17 protein-coding genes and 1 pseudogene are annotated in these 13,938 nt (G+C 64.4%); 8 read left to right on the plus strand and 10 right to left on the minus strand.

Annotated features, from left to right (window positions below):
• Nucleotides 1-17: 17 nt before the first annotated feature.
• Nucleotides 18-1,817, minus strand: coding sequence for a RecQ family ATP-dependent DNA helicase (locus AWB72_RS14030; protein ID WP_040052629.1), 1,800 nt, complete (start codon nucleotides 1,815-1,817; stop codon nucleotides 18-20).
• A gap of 398 nt (nucleotides 1,818-2,215) precedes the next feature.
• Here AWB72_RS14030 and AWB72_RS14035 point away from each other — a divergent pair, with 398 nt between their 5' ends.
• On the plus strand, nucleotides 2,216-2,530 hold the full coding sequence (locus AWB72_RS14035) for a hypothetical protein (RefSeq protein WP_040052630.1): 315 nt from the start codon (nucleotides 2,216-2,218) through the stop codon (nucleotides 2,528-2,530).
• Between the two features lie 56 nt (nucleotides 2,531-2,586).
• On the opposite strand, the gene AWB72_RS14040 is transcribed toward AWB72_RS14035, so the two are convergent.
• From AWB72_RS14040 to AWB72_RS14055, 4 genes are all read right to left on the minus strand, one after another.
• The gene (locus tag AWB72_RS14040) at nucleotides 2,587-2,976 is read right to left on the minus strand and encodes a hypothetical protein (protein ID WP_040052631.1); all 390 of its coding nucleotides are present in this window, start codon (nucleotides 2,974-2,976) and stop codon (nucleotides 2,587-2,589) included.
• A 164-nt stretch (nucleotides 2,977-3,140) separates the two neighbouring features.
• Nucleotides 3,141-3,470, minus strand: coding sequence for a cupin domain-containing protein (locus AWB72_RS14045; RefSeq protein ID WP_052450081.1), 330 nt, complete (start codon nucleotides 3,468-3,470; stop codon nucleotides 3,141-3,143).
• A gap of 83 nt (nucleotides 3,471-3,553) precedes the next feature.
• Nucleotides 3,554-3,850, minus strand: a complete 297-nt coding sequence (locus AWB72_RS14050; protein ID WP_040052632.1) for a hypothetical protein — start codon at nucleotides 3,848-3,850, stop codon at nucleotides 3,554-3,556.
• 81 nt (nucleotides 3,851-3,931) lie between these two features.
• On the minus strand, nucleotides 3,932-4,153 hold the full coding sequence (locus AWB72_RS14055) for a hypothetical protein (RefSeq protein WP_040052727.1): 222 nt from the start codon (nucleotides 4,151-4,153) through the stop codon (nucleotides 3,932-3,934).
• Between the two features lie 90 nt (nucleotides 4,154-4,243).
• Between AWB72_RS14055 and AWB72_RS14060 the strand changes: the two genes are divergently transcribed.
• Nucleotides 4,244-4,684, plus strand: coding sequence for an SET domain-containing protein (locus tag AWB72_RS14060; protein ID WP_040052633.1), 441 nt, complete (start codon nucleotides 4,244-4,246; stop codon nucleotides 4,682-4,684).
• A gap of 4 nt (nucleotides 4,685-4,688) precedes the next feature.
• Here the strand turns inward: AWB72_RS14060 and AWB72_RS14065 are convergent, their stop codons facing one another.
• Together AWB72_RS14065 and AWB72_RS14070 are read right to left on the minus strand one after the other, a co-directional pair.
• On the minus strand, nucleotides 4,689-5,933 hold the full coding sequence (locus AWB72_RS14065) for a polysaccharide pyruvyl transferase family protein (RefSeq protein WP_052450082.1): 1,245 nt from the start codon (nucleotides 5,931-5,933) through the stop codon (nucleotides 4,689-4,691).
• A gap of 50 nt (nucleotides 5,934-5,983) precedes the next feature.
• Nucleotides 5,984-6,236, minus strand: a pseudogene (locus tag AWB72_RS14070) (outer membrane lipoprotein); the annotation flags it as partial.
• A 342-nt stretch (nucleotides 6,237-6,578) separates the two neighbouring features.
• Here AWB72_RS14070 and AWB72_RS14075 point away from each other — a divergent pair.
• Nucleotides 6,579-7,847 (plus strand): PQQ-dependent sugar dehydrogenase, encoded by a 1,269-nt coding sequence (locus AWB72_RS14075; protein ID WP_087128123.1) that lies wholly within the window; start codon nucleotides 6,579-6,581, stop codon nucleotides 7,845-7,847.
• Nucleotides 7,844-8,161 (plus strand): c-type cytochrome, encoded by a 318-nt coding sequence (locus AWB72_RS14080; RefSeq protein ID WP_084593092.1) that lies wholly within the window; start codon nucleotides 7,844-7,846, stop codon nucleotides 8,159-8,161. The genes AWB72_RS14075 and AWB72_RS14080 overlap by 4 nt, the downstream gene beginning before the upstream one ends.
• A 484-nt stretch (nucleotides 8,162-8,645) precedes the next feature.
• On the opposite strand, the gene AWB72_RS14085 is transcribed toward AWB72_RS14080, so the two are convergent.
• From AWB72_RS14085 to AWB72_RS14095, 3 genes are all read right to left on the minus strand, one after another.
• On the minus strand, nucleotides 8,646-8,831 hold the full coding sequence (locus AWB72_RS14085) for a hypothetical protein (protein WP_040052635.1): 186 nt from the start codon (nucleotides 8,829-8,831) through the stop codon (nucleotides 8,646-8,648).
• 125 nt (nucleotides 8,832-8,956) lie between these two features.
• Nucleotides 8,957-9,622: a glutathione S-transferase family protein gene (locus tag AWB72_RS14090; protein ID WP_040052636.1), complete on the minus strand. Its 666-nt coding sequence runs from the start codon at nucleotides 9,620-9,622 to the stop codon at nucleotides 8,957-8,959.
• A gap of 22 nt (nucleotides 9,623-9,644) precedes the next feature.
• Nucleotides 9,645-10,430, minus strand: a complete 786-nt coding sequence (locus tag AWB72_RS14095; protein ID WP_040052730.1) for an enoyl-CoA hydratase/isomerase family protein — start codon at nucleotides 10,428-10,430, stop codon at nucleotides 9,645-9,647.
• Between the two features lie 266 nt (nucleotides 10,431-10,696).
• On the opposite strand from AWB72_RS14095, the gene modA reads away from it, so the two are divergent.
• From modA to AWB72_RS14115, 4 genes are all read left to right on the plus strand, one after another.
• The gene (gene modA, locus AWB72_RS14100; RefSeq protein ID WP_052450083.1) at nucleotides 10,697-11,452 is read left to right on the plus strand and encodes a molybdate ABC transporter substrate-binding protein; all 756 of its coding nucleotides are present in this window, start codon (nucleotides 10,697-10,699) and stop codon (nucleotides 11,450-11,452) included.
• Between the two features lie 7 nt (nucleotides 11,453-11,459).
• Nucleotides 11,460-12,140: a molybdate ABC transporter permease subunit gene (gene modB / locus AWB72_RS14105; protein ID WP_040052637.1), complete on the plus strand. Its 681-nt coding sequence runs from the start codon at nucleotides 11,460-11,462 to the stop codon at nucleotides 12,138-12,140.
• Nucleotides 12,133-13,281 (plus strand): molybdenum ABC transporter ATP-binding protein, encoded by a 1,149-nt coding sequence (gene modC / locus AWB72_RS14110; RefSeq protein WP_040052638.1) that lies wholly within the window; start codon nucleotides 12,133-12,135, stop codon nucleotides 13,279-13,281. The genes modB and modC overlap by 8 nt, the downstream gene beginning before the upstream one ends.
• A gap of 294 nt (nucleotides 13,282-13,575) precedes the next feature.
• Entirely contained in the window at nucleotides 13,576-13,917 is a 342-nt protein-coding gene (locus AWB72_RS14115) for a hypothetical protein (RefSeq protein ID WP_040052639.1), read from the plus strand.
• Nucleotides 13,918-13,938 lie beyond the last annotated feature (21 nt).

A 13,938-nucleotide genomic window follows, 5' to 3' on the forward strand; every position in this document is an offset into this window, starting at 1 on the left:
CCTTCTTCTTCAACGCATCACGCCGCGCGCTTCACGTAGCGCGCGATGAAGGTGCGCATCTCGTCGTCCGGGAAGCGCACTGCCACACGATCTCCGCTCACCATCTCGACCGTGCCTTCGCCATAACGACGCACGCGCACGCGATCGCCCTCATTGAATGCTTTCGTTTTGCGTTTGATGTTCGCGTCTTCGTTCGCATGTTCGTGCGACAGCGCGTGTTCGCGCACCTCGCGCGGGCTTTCCATCACTTCCGGCGGATGCAGGCAGTTGTCGCATGAGCCGCACGCGCCGCCTTCCAGTTCGTCGTCGGGCGCCTCGTATTCGACTTCGGCTTCATGCGTGTGCGCATTGCCCGCATCCGATGCGAAGTAGTCGAGCAGCATGCGCCAGCGGCATCGCGCGCTTTGCGCATAGCCGATCATGCGTTCGAGCACCGCGCGGTCGCGCTCGGCGCGGGCGGCGTAGCCTTGCGCGGCATCGTCGAGTTGCAGGATGGCCTTTCCATCGTCGATGAGTTTCAGCCCGCCGCGACGCGTGCGCCGTGTCACGCCCATATCGTTGAGCAGCGTCGCCGCGACGCGCAGCTTGTTGACACCGACTTGCGGCAACGCTTCACGCAAGCGGTCCATCGGCTTTTCGACGGTTTGAGCCGCGTTCTCGCGCGCAAGGTCGCGCACGGTCTCGGCCACGCGGCGTATCGTTTCCGCGCTGGGATAGCGCCCGCCCAGAAAGAATTGCTGGACCTGCTTGTCCTTCAGTTCGAAAAGCAGAATGCATTGCGCGGCCTCGCCATCGCGGCCCGCGCGCCCTGCTTCCTGATAGTACGCATCGAGGCTGCCCGGCACTTGTGCATGCAGGACGAAGCGGATGTTCGGCTTGTCGATGCCCATGCCGAATGCGTTCGTCGCCACCATCACACGTACGTCGTCGGCCATGAACGCGTCCTGCGCTTCGCTCCGCGCGTTCGCCGAGAGCTTGCCGTGATAGCGCTCCGCCGCGACGTCCGCTTCGACGAGCGCGGCATGCAGCGACTCGCATTCAGCGACCGTCGCGCAATAGATGATGCCGCTGCCTTCGAGCGTGCGCGCCAGTTCGACGGCGCGCGCTCGCTTGTCCTCAGGGTTCGTCAGCTGTTCGACCGCGAAGTGCAGGTTGTCGCGATACACGCCCGTGTGAATCACCTTCGCGTGACGCATTTGCAGTTCGCGCACGATATCGTCGATGACCGAAGGCGTGGCCGTTGCCGTGAGCGCGAGCACGGGCGGCCTGCCGAGCGTCCTCACCGCGTGAATCAGTTCGACATACGCGGGCCGAAAATCATGGCCCCACTGCGAGATGCAATGCGCCTCGTCGATAACAACCAGCGGCACCGATGGCATGTCCTTGCCTGTGAGCGTCGCGGTGAATTCGGCATTGACGAGACGCTCCGGCGTGACGAAGAGAATGCGTATCGCGCCGGACGTGACCGCTTCCATCGCCTCGCGTTCTTCGGTGGCCGAGAGCGTGCTGTTGATGACCGTCGTTGCCACGCCGGCTTCGATGAGCTTCACGGCCTGATCGCGCATCAGCGAAATGAGCGGCGATACGACGATCGTCATGCCATCGAGCTGCAATGCGGGCAACTGATAGCAAAGTGATTTGCCTGCGCCTGTCGGCATGACCGCGAGTGTGTCGTTGCCGTCGAGAACGCTGCGTATGACCTGATCCTGTCCGGGACGTAAATGTGGAAAGCCGAAGACCTTGCGTAGCGCGTTTTCGAGTTCGCGGTCGAGCGGTCTGCGGGCGCGCGCAATGGCACTGTGTGTTTTGTCGTTCATGTATGTCGGTGGGTGTCGCCGCGCCTTGGTCTTTCCCATGCTTCGTTCAAACGATGAGCTTACGTCCGCGTTTAAAAACGATTCGCATTTGATTAAGACATTCGTGGTGTCGATAGAGGTGCGCTCCTCAAGCAAGCAGCAGACCCAGCAACCGCGATGGAAGAAACAACAAGCGGCATGCAAAGTTTGCGCGTTGCAACGTTAAGCACCGCACCGACCGATGCGCTCAGATCAAAAACCCGAGCAACTGCGCAACGGGCGAACAAGTGCACAGCCCCGTGTGGCGGGTGTTACGGCACGGTCGTTTCAAACCGATACATCTTTTACGGGCGGAAAGGGTCGAATGGTATGAGCCTTGCTGTTATCTTCGCTTCTTGAATCCAGCCGGAAGAATCACGATGAGAAGCATTGACGCGACAAACGCTCCCGACTCACGACAGCGCCGACCGGCGCAACTCGCGGAAGGGGAGCTGAAACATCTGGAATCGATCCTGGCGTGCTTCGTCGAAGGCAGCATCGAACCGGGACGACTGCCCACGAAGTACTGGGACATGCGCGTCGCGCAACTCGATAGCGATTACGAACTCGTGCCTTCGCAAAGTCATCGCGTGGCATCGCTGCAGCGCAAGCTCGCCCTTCTCGATGCCGCGCTCAATACCGCCTCGGCCGCCGCCGACGCGCAGGAACGACAAAACAGGCGCGTCGCCGCCTGATCAAAGCGCGAGCGCTCGCATCGACGCTCGGCTCGCCACACTCCGTCCGGATCGCCCTACTTTGCTCGCCGTATGATGGCGTGTGCTTCGCTCGCCGCAATGTCGGCGCGTAGCTCGGCCCATTTGCCGAGCAGCGAAGAATCGTTGGTCAGGAAATACGGCGCATCGGCCCAGGCGGGTGCTTTCGCATCGGCATGGGCGATTTCGAACACGCGCATGTCTTCGTCGTCGCATGCGCCCATGCTCACGAGCTCGCTGAACGAATGCACGTCTTTCAGCGTGACGTCGTAGATGGCCACGCTGTTCAATACCGCGATCACCGTTTTGCCGATGCGCGATGCAGCCTCGCGGCTATCGGCCATGACGAACGCAATGCCTTCCACTGGCGTCGCCAATGTCACGCGAAAGAGCCGCGATTTGCATTCGTCACTGAGCTGGGTGGTCATGGTCGGTGTCGGCGCCGAGAGAGACGCGCGTTTCTGTTGAGGAGCGACGGCTTGAGCAAGCGGCGATCCCGCGTCGCTGACGAACGACGATTCGCCGCCTCGGCCAGTCTTTGTCAGTTATAGCATTGCCGGCCGGCATCGGCGTGACTCGCGATCGAATGAGATCAGTCGCACAGCACGATGGCCGCGTCTCTTCGTTCGATGGTGAGATTGACCGAACGCGCGCCGAGCGGCCGCGTGCGATGCCGCGTGCCCGCGGGCACGGTAAGCATTTGCCCCGCGCGCAACGGCACGGCGCGGTCATCGAGATCGATCACGAGCGTGCCTTCGATGACGATGAACGTTTCGTCCGAGTCCGGATGGAAGTGCCATTTGTAAGGCGCGTGCATCACGCTGATGTGGATGTCGTGATCGTTGACGCTCGTAATCACGCGATTCATGTAGCCATCGCGTACCGCGCCCGCGATGGCTTCGGGAGTGATGGGCTGGATCATCGTCGGCTCCTTTCAAAAGAGCAGGCTAATCCGGCGCGCATCGAGCGGCAAACGAATCGTTTTGGCGTGTATGTGAGGCGCTTTCACATCGCGCTGGCCGAGGTCATCGCGCCGCCTTCGACGCCATGCATCACCGCTGCGATGTTTCCAACAGCCGGCTGCACATAGACGGGCGGCGGCGCATCGAGCGGCAGCGGCGCGGGGCCTGAATCGGTTGCCTGCGGATACACCGGCACCGGAGGCGCGCTTTGTCCGCTCGACGCGACCGGAAAGAGCGGCCCGCCCACGATGCCCACGCCGATGAACGGATGCGCTTCTGCCACCGTCACGAATCCCGCGCTGAGTGCGAGCGCCAGTGCGATATGTCGAATGGTCTTCATCTCGTTCTCCTTGAGGGCTGCTGCCCGGTTCGTCGATGAAACCATTTTGCAGCGCGAGAATGAGCGAAGAATGAGGGCGCGTCAGAAGAGTTCGGTGGAGAGCGGAAGCAGGCTCGTCCACTTGACTGCGGTGCGCCGCTCGATGCCGTCGTCGTGAATGGAACGAATCATCACACGCTCGCCGCGCGCCTCTCCCAATACTTCCACGATGCGGTTACGATAGCGCGCGAGCGTGCCTCTCGGTAGCTTGCGCGGCTCGCGTGTCTTGCGGCTCGCGCTCCTTCGGACGAATACGGCGTGCATGGGCGTGACGGCGATGGATGACGTGCCATCATAACGATGCCCGCGCCCGCGCTCAAACGACAATCCCTCAATACTGCGACCCGCCACACCATGCGCCGAACCATTGTCCGCAATTCGCCCGTTCATGGCCGGGGCGTGTTCGCCCTCGCCGATCTGCCCGCGGGCGCCATGCTCTTCGAATACAAGGGGCAGCGTCTTTCGTGGAAGGAAGCGCAGCGCGCGTACGAAAAGTCCAACGCGGAAGACGGCCACACCTTTTTCTTCGGACTGGACGATGGCCGCGTGATCGACGGCGCGCGCGGCGGAAACTCGGCGCGCTGGCTCAATCACAGTTGCGCGCCGAATTGCGAGGCAGAGCAGGAAGGCGAGCGCGTATTCATCCGCGCTATCCGTCCGATCGGCAAAGGGCAGGAGTTGTTCATCGACTATCAGCTGACGGTCGAAGGACGGCGCACGGCGGCGCTCAAACGGCTCTATGCCTGCCGATGCCAGGCGAAGCAATGCCGGGGAACGATGCTGTCGGACGGCTGAGCGTTCATCGTTCGAGCGCCTCGGCCACGAGCGGCGCTACCGCTTTCCGATACATCCCCGCCAGCTCGCGCGCGCGATGCCTAAGCGCATCGCGGTTCGCGTCGAGTGCGTCGCGCATCGCCGGTGCGAGGTCGTCGATCGGCACCATGTGCGGCATGTGCTCGATCTCCCACGTCTGAGCGTACGCGGCCTGCTTGCCGACACGCATCGTATCGTCCGAACGAACGATGTTCACGCGCGGCAACGCATACGCCATCGCGACGATGCGTCCATGCAGGCTGCTGCCCCCGAACCCCGCGCTGTGCGCGATGAGCGCGCAGATGTCCCACACGTCGAGCGAACGAAAGACCGTCACCTCGCGATGACGCATGCGCGCCGCGAGGCGCTCGTACACGGCGATGTCGTCGTGCCACGTCGCCGCGCCCGCGCGGAACAGCGCGATGCCGAAGCCGCTCGACGCCGCGAGCGCATCCAGTTGATGCGCAAGGCGCGCGAGCGTGGCGTCGTCGCCGAAATCCGCGCTGCATTGAACCGCGACGTAGCCGCGCGGAAACGCGCGCCGCACGCTGGCGACCGCATCGCGGCTCGCGTGCGCGCGAATGCGATCATCGAATAGCTCCGCAACGATCGACACCGAATCGGGCATCAGCCGCGCCGCGACGCCGGCCGCTTGCAGTGCGTTTTGCGTGTGCATGTCGCGCACGCCGATGAAGTCGGCAGAGCGGAGTTTCGTCAGGACTTCGGCGCGAAACCCGGCGTCGCGTGAATCGAGCATGACGCCGCCGATGGCGTTGCAGCATATCGACGACGCTCCCGCGAACGTCTCGCGGCCGACGATGTACGGCGCGAGCGCGTCGGTATGAAGCGTCGCGCGTGCCCATGCGCGGCGGTCGTCGGCCCGTGCGCCGTGACGCGCGATGCTCGCTTGCGCGTCTTCGGGCCGCGTGAGCATCACGGCGGCTTCCCAGGCGTCGCAGGTCAGCACTTCGCCGCCCGCGTGAATGACGCCGACGGGCGCATCGCGCCAACGCGCCGCGAGCGAGGCCAGCGCCACGACGTGGTGACCGCCGCAGTCGCGCAGATCGCGCGCGGCGAGGCCGGCGAAGACCGGCTGCGCATCGGGACGATGCTCGCGCAGCAATCGCGCGATAACGTGCGCGAAGAGGATGTCGCCGAAGTTGTGCCGGTCGAATGCGCCGAAAACGATGATGGGCCGCCGCGCGAGCGCGCGAGCCGAAGCGTTGGGCAAATGGCCTCCTTAATCAGCGATTCAATCTCCACCGGAACGCGGACGCGCGATCAAAGCGTCACGCGCGTCACCCCGCCGCTCAATAGCAGGCAAACGCGCTCGCCGGCGTAGAACATCTGTCCATCGTCGGCCTGGGTGATCGCGCGCAGATCGCCGTTGGCGAGCCGCACCGTGATCTCGACTCCGTGATGACGGTCGAGCCGCCCTTGCACTTCATCGCCCCGCGACGGCACCCGCCAACCCGCCGATCACGCCCGTCAAGAGCGAGCCATGTCCGTGCCCGAACGCGCTTCCCGCGACCGCGATGATCGACTTGCTCATGATGTGCTCCTCGCCTTCGGATGTGTAGGAAGGCATCGTAGCCACGCCGAATGAGCGCGTAACGAGGACGGCTGCGCGGCCGGCCACGGAACGCGCGAACGCCTGTCTCATCGACAGTCGGAAATAACGGCCGCATCCGTCGCCGGGCGTTGACGAAAATGATTCGCACAGCGCTTACAACGCGCGATTCGTATCCTAAGATTCTTCTCACCGCAGGCAGCGGCAGGACAGGCACGCGTCGGCTCGACCGCCGCAGCCTCGGCGAAAGTAGTCGTGTTGTTCGAAAAAAGAGCTTTCCCAAGTGTCAATAACTGGAGACAACGAATGAACGCAACTTTCAGGCTTTTGCCGTTGGCCGTCGGCGCGATGCTCGCCTGCCTGCCCGCCGCCCGCGCGGCGCAGGACAACGTCAACACGCTGTCGAACTTCCGGCAGACGGGCAACACGCAGCCAGCCGAGACCATTCCCCAGACCGGCAAGACCGCCGACGCGCTGCGCGACAACCTCAAGCAGATCAAGCTGCCGCCCGGCTTCAAGATCGAGCTGTACGCCGTGGTGCCCGAGGCGCGGCACATGGCGATCGAGCCGTCGACGGGCGTCGTGTTCGTCGGCACGCGGAAGAATCGCGTGTGGCAGGTGACGGATCGGACGAAGCAGCGCGTGGCAAGCGATGTCGTGCAGTTTGCGTCGTCGGTGTCGTTCAAGGTGCCGAACGGCGTGTGCTTCTCGCCCGACGGCGTGCTCTACGTTGCCGAACAGAATCGCGTGCTGGGCTTTCCCGCCGCGCAGTTCTTCGGCGAGGGCGGGCCGGACGTGGCGGCGGCCGTCGTCGTGCCGCAAGGCAAGCTGATACCGACGCAGTTCGAGAGTTTCAACCACGGCGCGCGTGCGTGCCGCGTCGGACCGGACAAGAAGCTGTACATCGCGCTCGGGCAGCCGTGGAACGTGCCGCCGAAGGACAAGCTCGCGGAGTTGGACCGCAACGGGCTCGCGGGCATCATCCGCATGGATCAGGACGGCAAGAACCGCGAAGTCTATGCGCATGGCGTGCGCAATTCGGTCGGTCTCGACTTCAATCCGAAGGACAAGACGCTCTGGTTCACGGATAACCAGGTCGACGGCATGGGCGACGACACGCCGCCCGGCGAACTGGATCACGCGACGAAGGCCGGCGAGAACTTCGGCTTTCCGTGGTACGGCGGCGGCAAGGTGCGCACGGCGGACTACAAGGATCAGAATCCGCCGGCGGGCGTGGTGTTCCCGCAGGTCGAATACGCGGCGCACGCAGCGGACCTCGGCATGTCGTTCTATACGGGCAAGATGTTCCCGCAGAAGTATCAGGGCGGCATCTTCGTGGCGGAGCACGGCTCCTGGAACCGCACGAAGCCGATCGGCGCGCGCGTCATGTACACGCAGATCAAGGAAGACGGCACGGCCGGCGAGACCGAAATCTTCGCGGAAGGCTGGCTCACGGAGAGCGGCGAGTACATGGGCCGTCCGGTCGATGTGCAGGTGCTGCAGGACGGGTCGCTGCTCGTTTCGGACGACTACGCGGGCGCGATCTACCGCATTTCGTACTCGGGGGCGAAATGAAGCGCGCGGCGGTCGCAGGCGCGCTCGCCTGCGTCCTGCTGACGCTTTCGCACGCGTCGCTCGCTGCCGGCGATGCCAAGGCGGGACGCGCGAAGGCGGCGCAGTGTCAGGCGTGCCACGGGCTGGACGGAATCTCGAAACTGCCGGAAGCGCCGAATCTCGCGGGGCAGACGGAGGAGTATCTGGTGAAGTCGCTCAACGATTTCCGGTCGGGCGCGCGCCAGAACGAGTTGATGTCGGTGGTGGCGAAGGGCTTGTCGGATGCGGATATCGCGAATCTGGCGGCTTACTATCACGGCCTCGGGAAGCAGTGACGGGGTTCCGGCGCGTGTTGCCGGGCGACTTCGAATTTTTTCGGGTAAACGCTTGACTTGGTGGACTAAGGGTTTATACTAGCTCTTGTCTCCTCCATGTCTCAACCGATGTGGATTCAAGCCCGCTCACTGAGCGGGCTTTTTTTTGGGCTTGTGGTTTGTCGGCTTAGGGCGTCCGCAGTCCCACGTTCAATCCCTTGGTTGTCCACAATTTTAGTGGGCAAGCATGTGGATATCCTGAGCATCGCTGGGCCAACGCGTTGATCCGAAACGTGTTTCCCGTCCGGTGCGTGTGGCGTGCGGGTCGTTCAGTCGACGACCTCATCGAAGTTGAGATCGGCCCCATGAACGCCGCCCGCGCCCTCCTTGTCCACAGAAAAAGTGGAATACCCTGTGGATATCCGTCTAGCCAACCGCCTAACGCGTTGATCGCAAAGCACTAACCGCCCGCGCCGCACAACGCGCCCGCTTCGGCCGGCGGCCGTTAATGGGCTTGAGGCGCGCACGACGCCAGCATCGCGCCCACGCGATGAATCTCCGCGCCGATCATCGTTTGCGGCGCGGTCACCGCGTCGAGTTCTTCAGCCGCGGAGCGCGGCAGCGCAAACGCAATCGTGCCGGCCGCGACCAGCGCCACGATCATCGATAAGAACCAGGAAAAGACGTACATCGCCGGCACCTCGCAGGAAACTCGTCGTCTGGATCGGCGCTCGCGAACGTCAGCGCCTGATGTGCAGAGTAGAGCCCCGCAGCCGAGCAGACAGCCCCGCGGAAGGAGGGACTTGAAGGAGGGAATCAGCGCATGTCCGGCGCCGGAACCGGCGATACGCCTTGCGCCCGCGCCGCGTCGTCCTGCGCGCGCATCGCGCGTCGAAAGCCTTCGCGTTCGCGCAGCCGCGTCCAGTATCGGGCGATGGAATCGGCGAATCGCTCGCTCAAGCCTAGATGTTCCGCGAGCATCAGCGCATAGCCGACGGAAATGTCCGCCGCCGTGAAGCGCCCCGCGCACAAGAAATCCTGGCGCTCGAGCAGCGGCGCGAGCGTGCGCAGCCGCGCGTGAAACCACTTCGCGTAGTCTTCGGCGACTTGCGGCTGCCTGCGCTCCGGCGGCTCGAAATGCGTGTAGCGCAGAACGAGCGTCTGCGGAAACGTGAGCGTCGCCTCGCCGAAATGCAGGAAGTTGAGATAGCGCCCGAAATCTGCTTCGTGCGGCGCGACATCGAGCGCGCCCGCCGAATACCGCGCCGCCAGATACTGGCAGATCGCCGCCGATTCCGTCATGAAAAGCGCATCGTCCTCGAAGGCGGGCACGGTGCCGAGCGGATTCACATCGAGATAAATGCGCGCCATCATGCGCGGCGGAAACGGCAGCATTTTCAGCGCGTACGGCACGCCGATTTCCTCCAGCGCCCAAAGCGGCCGGAACGACCGCGCGCTCACGCAATGATGCAGCGTAATCACGCCGCTTCTCGCTGTCGAGGATTCACGCGAGCCACGACGGCTTGCGCTTCTCGAGGAAACTGCGCACGCCTTCGCGTCCTTCGTCCGATGCGCGGATGCGCGCGATGCGATCGGCCGTATCGGAGATGAGCACGTCGTCGATGGCGCGGTCCGCGAGTTCCACCACCAGCCGCTTGCACTCGCGCACCGCGTTCGGACTGTTCGACGCAATGCTCGCCGCGATGCCGTCGACGGTCTGATCGAGCGCATCGCTCGCGACGACCTGATGCACGAAGCCGATGCGCGACGCCTCGGCCGCATCGAAGCGCTCGGCGCTCACGAAGTAACGATGCGCGGCGCGCGCGCCCATCGCGCGGATCACGTATGGCGCGATCGTCGCGGGCATCAGGCCGAGTTTCGCTTCGGACAGGCAGAACTGCGCCGTGTCGGCGGCGACGGCGATATCGCACGCGGCGACGAGGCCCATGCCGCCCGCGTAGGCATCGCCCTGAACGCGCGCGATCACCGGCTTCGCGCTCGTGTAAATGGTGTTGAGCATGGTCGCGAGGCCGAGCGCGTCCGCGCGATTTTCGGCTTCCGTGAAGCCCGCCATGCGCTTCATATAGTTGAGGTCCGCGCCCGCGCAGAACGCGGGGCCGTTCGCGGCGAGCACGATCGCGCGCACGCTGGCGTCGTCATTGAGCGCGCGGAAAGCGGCGGTCAGTTCGACGATAGCCGCGTCGTCGAACGCGTTGCGCACGTCCGGGCGATCGAGCGTCACGCGCGCGACAGGACCATCGACCGCGAGCTTCAGGCGTTGCAGGTTCATTGCGTCGCTCATGCTTTTCGTCTCCATTGGCGCGTCGCTTGAGCATCGCTCACGTTTCGCACGCGCCGTGTGTTCATCAGCGTTCAGTCTCCACGATAACCGCTCGCATCGTCAACTTCATCGCGTGAGCGCGACTCACACGACGCGCTCGGATCGTTCCCATCCATCATGTCACGAAGCCGGCGCCCGCGAACGCAATATACTCAGCTATATTACGGTGCTCGCATGGCCGTCGCGCCGTCCATCCAATAACAACGAGGCTTCAGATGAAGAAAGGTTTGATCCGCACGATGCTTTCCGCCGTGCTCGGCTTGGCGTGCGCGTTCGCGTTTGCTGGCGAAGTGCAGGTCGCGGTCGCGGCGAACTTCACCGCGCCGGTGCAGGCCATCGCCGCGGACTTCGAGAAGGACACGGGCAACAAGGTCGTCGCGTCCTACGGCGCGACCGGCCAGTTCTATGCGCAGATCAAGAACGGCGCGCCCTTCGAAGTGTTCCTCGCCGCCGACGACACCACGCCCGCCAAGCTCGAAACCGAAGGCATGACCGTGCCGGGCAGCCGCTTCACCTACGCGACGGGCGCGCTCGCGCTGTGGTCCGCGAAAGACGGCTACGTCGATGCCAACGGCGACGTGCTCAAGAAGAACGGGTTCACGCATCTCGCCATCGCCAATCCGAAGGCCGCGCCCTACGGCCTCGCCGCGACGCAGGCGCTCGACAAGCTCGGGCTGACGCAAGCGGTGTCGTCGAAGATCGTCGAAGGGCAGAACATCTCTCAGGCCCAGCAGTTCGTCGCGACGGGCAACGCGGAACTCGGCTTCGTCGCGCTGTCGCAGATCTACAGGAACGGCAAGATCACGAGCGGCTCGGCGTGGATCGTGCCCGCATCGCTGCACGAGCCGATCAAGCAGGACGCGGTCATTCTTCAGAAGGGCAAGGACAATCCGGTCGCGAAGCAATTCACCGATTATCTGAAGGGCCCGAAAGCCGCGGCGGTCATCAAGTCCTTCGGCTATCAGCTCTGATCCGGCCATGCCGATCGATTCCGCCGATCTTCAAGCCATCGCGCTGACGCTCGAACTGGCGTCGCTGACGACGGCGCTCTTGCTCGTCATCGGCACGCCGATCGCGTGGTGGCTCGCGCGCACCGCGTCGCGCTGGAAGGGCGTCGTCGGCGCGGTCGTGGCGCTGCCGCTCGTGCTGCCGCCGACGGTCATCGGCTTCTATCTGCTCGTGCTGTCGGGGCCGAACGGTTTCGTCGGCAAGCTCACGCAGGCGGCGGGCATCGGCTTGCTGCCGTTCACGTTCGCGGGACTCGTCGCCGGTTCGGTGCTGTATTCGATGCCCTTCGTCGTGCAGCCGCTTCAGAACGCATTCGAAGCGATGGGCCGCCGCCCGCTCGAAGCCGCCGCGACCTTACGCGCGGGTCCGTGGGACACGTTCTTCGCGGTGGCGTTGCCGCTTGCGCGGCCGGGCATCGTGACGGCGGCGATTCTCGGCTTCGCGCATACCGTCGGGGAATTCGGCGTCGTATTGATGATCGGCGGCAATATTCCCGGGCGCACGCGCGTGGTCTCCGTGCAGATCTACGACCACGTCGAAGCGCTCGAATACGCGCAGGCGCACTGGCTCGCGGGCGGCATGGTGCTGTTCTCGTTCGCCGTTCTTCTCTTGTTGTATTCGACGCGCCGACCCGCCGCCGTTCATGTCTGAACTCATCTCATCCCACGCGGCGCTCGACGGCGCGAAGAACCGCGACAAGGCGAAAGCCATCGAAGCGCGCTTCGTCGTCGAACAGGGCGGCTTCACGCTCGATCTCGACCTGACGCTGCCGGGACGCGGCATCACCGCGATCTTCGGCGATTCCGGTTCCGGCAAGACGACGGTTCTGCGCTGCCTCGCGGGCCTCGCGCGGCCGAAAAAAGGACGGCTCGTCGTCAACGGTGAAGTCTGGCTCGACACCGATCGCCGCATCTTCCTGCCGACGCACAAGCGTCCGCTCGGCTACGTCTTTCAGGAAGCGAGCCTCTTTCGGCACTTAAGCGTGATGAAGAACCTGCGCTTCGGGCTGGACCGCGTGCCGGCCGCGATGCGCCGCGTCGATCTGATGCACGCGGCGGACCTGCTCGGCATCGCGCATTTGCTCGATCGCATGCCGGCCGGGTTGTCGGGCGGCGAGAAGCAGCGCGTGGGCATCGCGCGGGCGCTTTTGACGAGTCCGCGACTGTTGCTGCTCGACGAGCCGCTCGCATCGCTCGATCAGAAGCGCAAGCTCGAAATCCTGCCGTATCTCGAACGCCTGCACGATCAACTCGACATTCCGATGCTCTACGTGAGCCACGCGCCCGAGGAAGTCGCGCGGCTCGCGGATCATCTCGTGCTGCTCGACGGCGGTCGCGCGATGGCAAGCGGGCCGATCACCGAAACGCTCGCGCGGCTCGATCTGCCGATGGCGCTTGCCGACGATGCATCCGTCGTGCTCGAAGGCGTCGTCGCCGGTCACGACGCACGTTACCAGCTCTTGACGCTCGCGCTGCCCGGCGCCCGCGCGACGCTGACCGTGCTCCACGCGCCGGCCGACATCGGGCAGACAATGCGCGTCGCCGTGAAGGCGCGCGACGTGAGCCTCATCACGGGCGAGCGCGGCGAAACGCACAGCAGCGTGCTGAACGTGCTCGCGGCGACCGTCGTCGCGATCGCGGCGGACACGCATCCGTCGCAAGCCGTCGTGCGGCTGGACATCGACGGCTCGCCGCTGCTCGCGCGCGTCACGCGCTATTCGCTGGACCGGCTGGGGATCGCGGTCGGCATGCGCGTGTGGGCGCAGGTCAAGGCCGTGTCGCTGCTTGCCTGAGCGCGAGGTGCTGCAGCAGCGTGATGGTCTTGCAATCGACGATTTCGCAAGCGGTCTTTCGTCGCGATTCCATTCTTCATTCGAGCCTTCTCCAATCAGTTTTCCGACGACAGCGCCGTCACCCTGGCTGTCGATTATTACGGGGTAACGCGCCGAAAAAAACATCGGGCGCGATGTAATTGAAATTCTTTCGCAACTGGCATAGCGTTGAAAAATGCGCCGGACGGGGTTCGAGCGGGAGTCCAAAATTCCCTGCGAAGAAGCAACGGCGCGGGAATTTTTCTGGAGAACGTCGTGAATCGCCTCAAGGCTTTCGTTGCGGTGTCGGTGCTCGCCTCGGCGGGCGTGGCCGCCACCGCGCATGCATACGGCCATGTCGGAGTGTGGGTCGGCGGGCCGCTGTATTACCCGGTCGCGCCCGTGCCGTATTACTACTATCCGCCGCCGCCCGTCGTGGCCGTGCCCGCCGCGCCGACCACGTATGTCGAGCAGGGCCAGCCCGCCGCCGCGCCCGCGCAGCCGAGCGGCTCGTGGTACTACTGCGACGGATCGCGCACCTACTACCCGTATGTGAAGGAATGTCCCGGCGGATGGCGCGAAGTGCCGGCGCAGCCGCCGCCCTCGCCTTCGAACTAAAAAACGCAGTCATGACAAAGT

The sequence above is a fragment of the Caballeronia concitans genome (assembly GCF_001544615.1).
Lineage (GTDB): Bacteria > Pseudomonadota > Gammaproteobacteria > Burkholderiales > Burkholderiaceae > Caballeronia > Caballeronia concitans.

Coding starts and splice junctions, on each gene's coding strand:
- modC (WP_040052638.1), top strand. CDS start 12,133: ATGTCTGAACTCATCTCATCCCACGCGGCGCTCGACGGCGCGAAGAAC.
- AWB72_RS14055 (WP_040052727.1), bottom strand. CDS start 4,153: ATGCACGCCGTATTCGTCCGAAGGAGCGCGAGCCGCAAGACACGCGAG.
- AWB72_RS14085 (WP_040052635.1), bottom strand. CDS start 8,831: ATGTACGTCTTTTCCTGGTTCTTATCGATGATCGTGGCGCTGGTCGCG.
- AWB72_RS14045 (WP_052450081.1), bottom strand. CDS start 3,470: ATGATCCAGCCCATCACTCCCGAAGCCATCGCGGGCGCGGTACGCGAT.
- AWB72_RS14050 (WP_040052632.1), bottom strand. CDS start 3,850: ATGAAGACCATTCGACATATCGCACTGGCGCTCGCACTCAGCGCGGGA.
- AWB72_RS14075 (WP_087128123.1), top strand. CDS start 6,579: ATGAACGCAACTTTCAGGCTTTTGCCGTTGGCCGTCGGCGCGATGCTC.
- AWB72_RS14040 (WP_040052631.1), bottom strand. CDS start 2,976: ATGACCACCCAGCTCAGTGACGAATGCAAATCGCGGCTCTTTCGCGTG.
- AWB72_RS14060 (WP_040052633.1), top strand. CDS start 4,244: ATGCGCCGAACCATTGTCCGCAATTCGCCCGTTCATGGCCGGGGCGTG.
- AWB72_RS14080 (WP_084593092.1), top strand. CDS start 7,844: ATGAAGCGCGCGGCGGTCGCAGGCGCGCTCGCCTGCGTCCTGCTGACG.
- modA (WP_052450083.1), top strand. CDS start 10,697: ATGAAGAAAGGTTTGATCCGCACGATGCTTTCCGCCGTGCTCGGCTTG.
- AWB72_RS14035 (WP_040052630.1), top strand. CDS start 2,216: ATGAGAAGCATTGACGCGACAAACGCTCCCGACTCACGACAGCGCCGA.
- AWB72_RS14030 (WP_040052629.1), bottom strand. CDS start 1,817: ATGAACGACAAAACACACAGTGCCATTGCGCGCGCCCGCAGACCGCTC.
- modB (WP_040052637.1), top strand. CDS start 11,460: ATGCCGATCGATTCCGCCGATCTTCAAGCCATCGCGCTGACGCTCGAA.
- AWB72_RS14095 (WP_040052730.1), bottom strand. CDS start 10,430: ATGAACCTGCAACGCCTGAAGCTCGCGGTCGATGGTCCTGTCGCGCGC.